Genomic DNA, 7784 nt, shown 5'->3' with positions numbered 1-7784 from the left:
TTGACCTCGATAAACGATATTATGTTATCCAAGTCATTTCCAACGTAACTATAATCACCAGCACTAAACTCACGGCATAGTCCACCAGTTTCATTTTGGCACACACGTACCACTGTATTTGGTGGTACGCTTAATGAACTAATAGTGTCATTACCAACAATATTTAAGTCACCTTCGTTAGCTTTGTATACTCCTGGAGTTGTCGCAAAAGACTGGGAAACTCCAGCAAAATTCTGATCTCTATAGACCTTAACCTGTGGTGACTGTGTGGAAGAAGGTTTGACCTCGATAAACGATATTATGTTATCCAAGTCATTTCCAACGTAACTATAATCACCAGCACTAAACTCACGGCATAGTCCACCAGTTTCATTTTGGCACACACGTACCACTGTATTTGGTGGTACACGTAATGAGCTAATAGTGTCATTACCAACAATATTTAAGCCACCTTCGTTAGCTTTGTATACTCCTGGAGTTGTTGGAAAAGACTGGGAAACTCCAGCAAAATTTTGATCTCTATAGACCTCAACTTGTGGTGAAGGCGTGGACGGCGGATTGTAGGAGAGCTTGTAAATAGTACCGCTGTAGTCATCAGAAATTAACAGATTCCCTTGCTGATCTACTGCTATATCTACCGGTCGTCCCCAAGTTTCTTGTGTTGCTGGAACTACCCAACCACTGACTAAATCTATCTCTTCCCCTGGGGTCTGTGTCGTAGTGTTCCACGGAAAGTAAGCAATTTTGTAGCCCGTTTTATTCTGCCGATTCCATGAGCCATGTAACCCCGTCACTACCCCATTTGAGTACAGACTAGGAAAGTTGGTATTTTGTAAGAATGTTAGTCCCAAGGGAGCCGAATGGGCTTGGATACCCTTGCTTATCCTGTCCAAGGCATCGCAATTAACATGTCCATCAGCATTAAACTGATAGTCGCGGTCAAAGGGCATATTGTTGAGGCCATTTGGCGTGTCAGGATTGGGGTTGCAAAATGGCCAACCGTAGTTACCGCCATCTCGGACTTTCGTAAACTCCTCTGGTGGGTGGTTGTCAACGTAGGACGGGATAATATTTCCGTAATTGCCACTACCATCGTTGAAGGGATAGGCGATATTATCTCGATTATTAACGACTACCCAAAGGTCATTTGTGTTAGGTAAGAATGCTAATCCTTCGGCATTGCGTAAACCTTGAGCAAAAAGCCGCTGATTGCTTCCATCTGCGTTGTATTGGTAAATAGCGCCGCGCTTAGGGTTACTAACAGTATCTTGCGTACAAGCATTGCATGTAGAAGCGATCGACACGTACAGTTGATGATTGGCATCGAGTGCGATATTTTTTAATTCGTGACCATAAGCACCTCTGAGTTCTGATGTGCTGCTGTCTGGTAAACCAGCTACAACAACTTGGCGATTCTGCGCGGTTATATCTCCAGAGTTGTAGATGAAGCGGTTAATTTGATGAGTCTCAGAGATATAAATGTATGTAGTGTTGTCAATGGTGTGAAATACAATGTCGTGCGGTTTGCGTAGACCTGTTACGAAGTCAGAAATAATTGGGTCATTAGTGCCATTTGGCCTTACGATTACAACTTTACCCAAACTAGGCTGCGACACCAGAAGATCGCCATTGGGAGCAACTGCCATGAAGCGGGCACTCGGAATGCGAGCATAAACAGAAACCGAAAAGTTAGGCGGCACTTTCAAGTAACGGTTAATATTGAAGGGCGTATAGCTCATTGTATTAGGCACTGTCAGCTTGGTTTCAACAGATGCATCTGGGAGTTGACCGAAAGCTGCGGTGGGAAAAGCTTCTAAGGTTATCAGACTAGTAAGTGAGGCCATAACACTAACTAGCGATGCGGATACTATGCGTCCAAGCATCTGTGTTGGATTTAGGAAAAACACACCCATTTTTGAACTTCCTTCTACTGTGGTAGTGATGTATATTACACATAACTCTCGGTTGATAGATTTTTTGAGAGTTAGGGATTTACAAATAAACTATACCTGGATCTGGCCTACTCCTAGCCGAAGTCAGGCAAGACCTCACACTTACCCCACAAGAAGTAGTTGAATATTTTTTTATTTGGAAGTCCCTTTGAAAGAAGCTTACTCAGGGGTACTAGTTTTTGCAATACTTCGTTAGTCATATTCCTTGACTCAGAACTTGCTAATGGAATTCTGAGTTAAGGAATTGATTGAAGCGGGTAAAATTCGTACAGTTATTAAGCACATATATCCCTGATAGTAACTAATAGTCTGATCGCATTTGTTATTTCGGCGAACCCATTTGTTATTTCGGAGTACCCATTTGTTATTTCGGCGAACCCATTTGTTATTTCGGCGAACCCATTTGTTATTTCGGAGTATCCATTTGTTATTTCGGAGTATCCATTTGTTATTCCGGAGTACCCATTTGTTATTCCGGAGTACCCATTTGTTATTTCGGAGTACCCATAACACACCCTACTGGCGTGGCAAGCTTAAAATAGTGCATTAGACGTAGGTTGGGTGGAGTAGAGCGCAACCCAAAATATATAGGGAATCCGCGATCGCTATGGCAATCTCAAGTTAGATAGCTTAGATACAAGCGGTTATGCCTATAACGAACTGAAATTATGGCGGATTTTTACTGCTCAAAATGTCCGGGAAACTCATCAAGTTTTAGCGCAAGTTCACGAACTGCCTAAAGAACATCTGAGACGGCTGCGAGAAAGTGAGCAAGTAGAAGCTGTTGAATTAGAAGAATTAGAACGCCACAAACGGGTTTATTTTGAACAGCCGATCCGTTCAGTATTAGATGTTGTCAATAAAAAGCAAGATTATAAATATATTGTGATTTTGGGCGATCCTGGTTCCGGGAAGTCTACTTTGTTGCAATTTCTGGCTTTGAATTGGGCTGAGTCACCACTGGATAATGTTATATCTTTACCAATTCCCTTACTAATTGAGTTACGCACTTATATGCGGCGACGGGAAGATAAAGAGTGCAATAATTTTCTCGAATTCTTTCATCAATGTAGTGGCGCTGTTCATCATCTAAATCAGCTTGAAGTAGATAAACAATTAAAAGCTGGTAATACCTTAGTGATGTTTGATGGTTTAGATGAGGTATTTGACCCTGGTAAGCGAGAGGATGTAATTACTGATATTCATCGCTTTACTAATGACTATCCTGATGTGCAGGTAATTGTCACTTCTCGGATTATTAGCTATAAACCGCAACGATTGCTTAATGCTGAGTTTCGCCACTTTATCTTACAAGATTTAGACTCAGAACAAATTCAGGATTTTATCTACCGTTGGCATGAATTAACTTTTACCGATGCAGCAGATAAAGTGAGAAAACAGGAACGGCTAAAAAGAGGAATTGCAGCTTCCAAAGCTATTGCAGAACTGGCGGGAAATCCTCTGCTGTTGACGATGATGGCAATTCTGAATCGTAATCAAGAGCTACCAAGAGATAGAGCCGAACTTTATAATCAAGCATCGCGGGTACTGCTACATCAATGGGATGTGGAACGCGTTTTGATTGAAGATAAGAGGTTAGACCCTAAGACAATTGATTATAAAGATAAGCAAGCAATGCTGCGTCAGGTTGCTTATCTTATGCAAACTGGTGATAAAGGTTTGGCAGGTAATTTGATTAATGAAAATGATTTAGTCAAAGTTCTGACTGATTATCTCAAAACCATAGAGTTTGATAAACCCAGAGATGTTGCGCGGGTGATGATTAATCAACTGCGGACTCGCAACTTTATGTTATGTTTCGTGGGTGCGGATTATTATGCTTTTGTGCATCGGACATTTTTAGAATATTTCTGTGCTTGGGAGTTTGTCTGGCAGTTTAAAGAAACGCAAACGCTGACTATTGAGGAACTTAAGAATCAAGTTTTTGGCAACCACTGGCAAGATGAAAGTTGGCATGAAGTCTTACCGCTGATTGCGGGAATGATTGAGCCTAAATTTGTAAGTGAAATTCTTGAGTATTTAATGGAGCAAGATGGCGAAGGAGAAAAGTTTGTTAATCTCTTTTTAGCAGCTAAGTGTCTTCTAGAGGTGAGAAATCGCTCGGCGATCGCGTCAATAGCTACTAAATTACTTGACAAGCTAAAAGACTTAACTAAATATGACCTCTGGTACTATTATGTCCTCTATGAAGATGAAGAAGAAACTCAGCTAGTTCAGGAAATTCGCACTCAAGCAGTCACAGCAATTGCAACGACCTGGCAAGAATCTCTCAATACCAAAACCTGGCTCAAAGAACGCGCTACCCAGGATGATGACAACGATGTGCGAGGTGCAGCAGTCCAAGAATTAGCTCAGAATTTCAAAGATGACCCTGACACCAAAACCTGGCTCAAAGAACGTGTTACCCAGGATGATGACAACGATGTGCGACGTGCAGCAGTCCAAGAATTAGCCAAGAACTTCAAAGATGACCCCAACACCAAAACCTGGCTCAAAGAACGCGCTACCCAGGATGATGAGAGCGATGTGCGACGTGTAGCAGTCGAAGAATTAGCCCAGAATTACAAAGATGACCCCGACACCAAATCCATCCTCAAAGAACGCGCTATCCAGGATTATAGCTGGGTAGTGCGACGTGTAGCAGTCGAAGAATTAGCCCAGAATTACAAAGATGACCCTGACACCAAAACCTGGCTCAAACAATTCGCTACCCAGCATGATCATGAGTATGTGCGACGTGTAGCAGTCGAAGAATTAGCCCAGAATTACAAAGATGACCCTGACACCAAAACCTGGCTCAAACAATTCGCTACCCAGCATGATCATGAGTATGTGCGACGTGTAGCAGTCGAAGAATTAGCCCAGAATTACAAAGATGACCCTGACACCAAAACCTGGCTCAAACAATTTGCTACCCACGATAAGAACTGGTTTGTGCGAAGTGCAGCAGTCGAAGAATTAGCGAAGAATTACAAAGATGACCCTGACACCAAAACTTGGCTCAAACAACTTGCTACCCAAGATTATGATAAGTATATGCGAAGTACAGCAGTCGAAGAATTAGCGAAGAACTTCAAAGATGACCCTGACACCAAAATCTGGCTCAAACAACGCGCTACCCAAAACAGTGACAACAATGTGCGAGGTGTAGCAGTCAAAGAATTAGCGAAGAACTTCAAAGATGACCCCGACACCAAATCCATCATCAAAGAACGCGCTACCCAGGATGATCATGAGTATGTGCGACGTGCAGCAGTCCAAAATTTAGCTAAACATTTTAAATATCAGCTTAAGTTGTTTGAAATTTACCACCACTGCGCTGTTAATGACCCCTTTAAAGGTAGCCATGAACCTCCGTTTAACCCCAATCCTCGGCGCATTGCACTGGAGATAATTATCAAGCAATTTCCTCAGCATGACCAGACTTTACCACTGTTGCGCGATCGCACAGAAAATGACCCAGATGAGCAAGTGCGGGAATTTGCTCAGAAGAAGTTGGCACAATTAGAGAAGTAAAAGAGTTGCAAAATCTGGGCGTGCTGTGGGGAAAATTGCGATCGCTATTTAGGGTAACTGGCATTTTTCACGCTCTAAGTCTCTAAAATGTGATTTTCTTCAGCACAGAGTTGCTAACCTAACTCAAGTTGTTTAATGCGTTTTAGAGCATCTTGATAGTCACTCTCTTTTCTTTGTTGCTTATACAAATCGGCAGATTTACGAAAATCTTCAATTGCTGCTTGCTTATTTCCTAAATTAGACTGAGAATTACCCCGGTTGTAGTAAGCATTTGCATAGTTGGGATTAATTTTTATGGCTTGGTTGTAATCTTCTATTGCTGCTTGGTTATTTCCTAAATTATAGCGAGCTAAACCCCGATTGTAGTAAGCATTTGCATAGTTGGGATTAATTTTTATGGATTGATTATAATCTTCAATTGCTGCTTGGTTATTTCCTGAATTATAGAGAGCTAAACCCCGATTGTAGTAAGCATTTGCATAGTTGGGATTAATTTTTATGGCTTGGTTATAATCTTCAATTGCTGCTTGGTTATTTCCTGAATTATAGAGAGCTAAACCCCGATTGTAGTAAGCATTTGCATAGTTAGGATTAATTTTTATAGCTTGGTTGTAATCTTCAATTGCTGCTTGGTTATCTCCTAAATTATAACGAGCTAAACCGCGAGCAATGTAAGTATTTGCATAGTTGGGATTAATTTTTATGGCTTGGTTGTAATCTTGAATTGCTACTTGGTTATCTCCTAAATCATAGCGAACTAAACCCCGGTTGTAGTAAGCATTTTCATCGTTGGGATTAATTTTTATAGCTTGGTTATAATCTTCAACTGCTGCTTGTTTATCTCCTAAATCATAGCGAGCTAAACCCCGATTGATGTAAGCATTTGCATCGTTAGGATTAATTTTTATAGCTTGGTTATAATCTTCAATTGCTACTTGTTTATCTCCTAAATCATAGCGAGCTAAACCCCGATTCATGTAAGCATTTGCATAGTTAGGATTAATTTGGATGGCTTGGGTGTAGTCTTCAATTGCACCGAGAAAATCTTTGTTGTTGTATTTTTCCAATCCTTCATTATAGTAAGTTTCAGCACTTTTACTTTTCTGTTCTATTGTTACTGGATTTGTCGGTCTTAGTAAATAAACAGCACCACCCGTCAATACAATTAATGGAATAACAATAAGATATATAGGAATAGAATTTTTTTGCAGGGGTGGTGGAGTAACCGGAGGTGTAACAGGCTGAGTTACTGGTATTGGCTCTGAATTTAACGCTTGTAAAACTTCCGTCGCTGACTGATAACGCTGCTGGTATTCTTCTTGCAACAATCTATCCAGTATTCGCCCTAAATCCTCACTTACTGGTTGCTGCAAATACTGTCTCCAACTAGCAACCCAACCATAACCTTGTCGTTGCCAAAGTTCCCAAGGGTGAATTCCACTCAACAGGTGAAAGCAGGTTGCACCTACACTATATAAATCACTCGCCGGGTAAGCTTTACCTCCCTGCATTTGTTCTAGTGAGGCATAACCAAAAGAACCAATGGTTGTTCCTATTTGCGTCATCACTGTTGCTGTCAATTGTTTGGATGCACCAAAGTCAATAAGCACTAACTGCCCATCACTGCGACGAATGATATTCTCTGGCTTGATATCGCGGTGAATAACTTGCTGTTGATGAACTGTTTTGAGAATATCTAACAAATCTAGCAATAATTCTCTAACTTTCTGCTGATTGAAAATTCCCTGCTGTTTTAATTCATCTAATAAATTCTGTCCGTCGATAAACTCCTGCACCAAATACAGGCGATTATCTTGGTTAAAATACGCCAATAGTGTGGGAATTTGGCGATGGTTTCCTAATTGTTGCAGTTGCTTTGCTTCTTGCTCAAATAGTTCTGTGGCTTTTTTTAGTGCGGCAGTTCCCTGGACTTGCGGTGCAAATTGCTTGATGACACAATACTCATTTAGTTTGTCTATATCTTCTGCTAAATAAGTTTTACCAAATCCCCCACCACCTAATGATTTAATCGGGCGATAGCGGTTTCTTAGCACTACTATTCCTGTACCGCAGTTGGAGCAAAACATTGTGCGATCGCTATTGGGCGGATTGTGGCAATCTGGATTTAAGCAGCAGATCATAACTATGCTTTCATTAGGAAATGTAATTATTATCGCTTAACTACAAGCTATTCCAATACGGTTCGGTTAAGATCCCCCCGCCTACGGCGACCCCCTTAAAAAGGGGGTAAATAGGAGGAAAAGCCCCCCTTTTTTAAGGGGGGTTGGGGGGATC

2 protein-coding genes and 1 pseudogene are annotated in these 7784 nt (G+C 41.2%); 1 reads left to right on the top strand and 2 read right to left on the bottom strand.

What is annotated here, in order from left to right; genetic code table 11:
- Window positions 1–1913 (bottom strand): sorbosone dehydrogenase family protein (locus HWQ39_RS01890; RefSeq protein ID WP_292840752.1); only part of this gene is annotated, 1913 nt, incomplete at its 3' end.
- A 630-nt stretch (window positions 1914–2543) separates the two neighbouring features.
- On the opposite strand from HWQ39_RS01890, the pseudogene HWQ39_RS01885 reads away from it, so the two are divergent.
- Window positions 2544–5489, top strand: a pseudogene (locus tag HWQ39_RS01885) (HEAT repeat domain-containing protein); the annotation flags it as partial.
- A gap of 113 nt (window positions 5490–5602) precedes the next feature.
- Here the strand turns inward: HWQ39_RS01885 and HWQ39_RS01880 are convergent.
- Entirely contained in the window at window positions 5603–7630 is a 2028-nt protein-coding gene (locus tag HWQ39_RS01880; protein WP_292840748.1) for a serine/threonine-protein kinase, read from the bottom strand.
- Window positions 7631–7784: the final 154 nt, after the last annotated feature.

This window comes from Nostoc sp. NMS8, assembly GCF_017115045.1.
Taxonomy (GTDB): Bacteria; Cyanobacteriota; Cyanobacteriia; order Cyanobacteriales; family Nostocaceae; genus Nostoc.
This window is presented reverse-complemented; position numbering and strand designations above follow the sequence as displayed.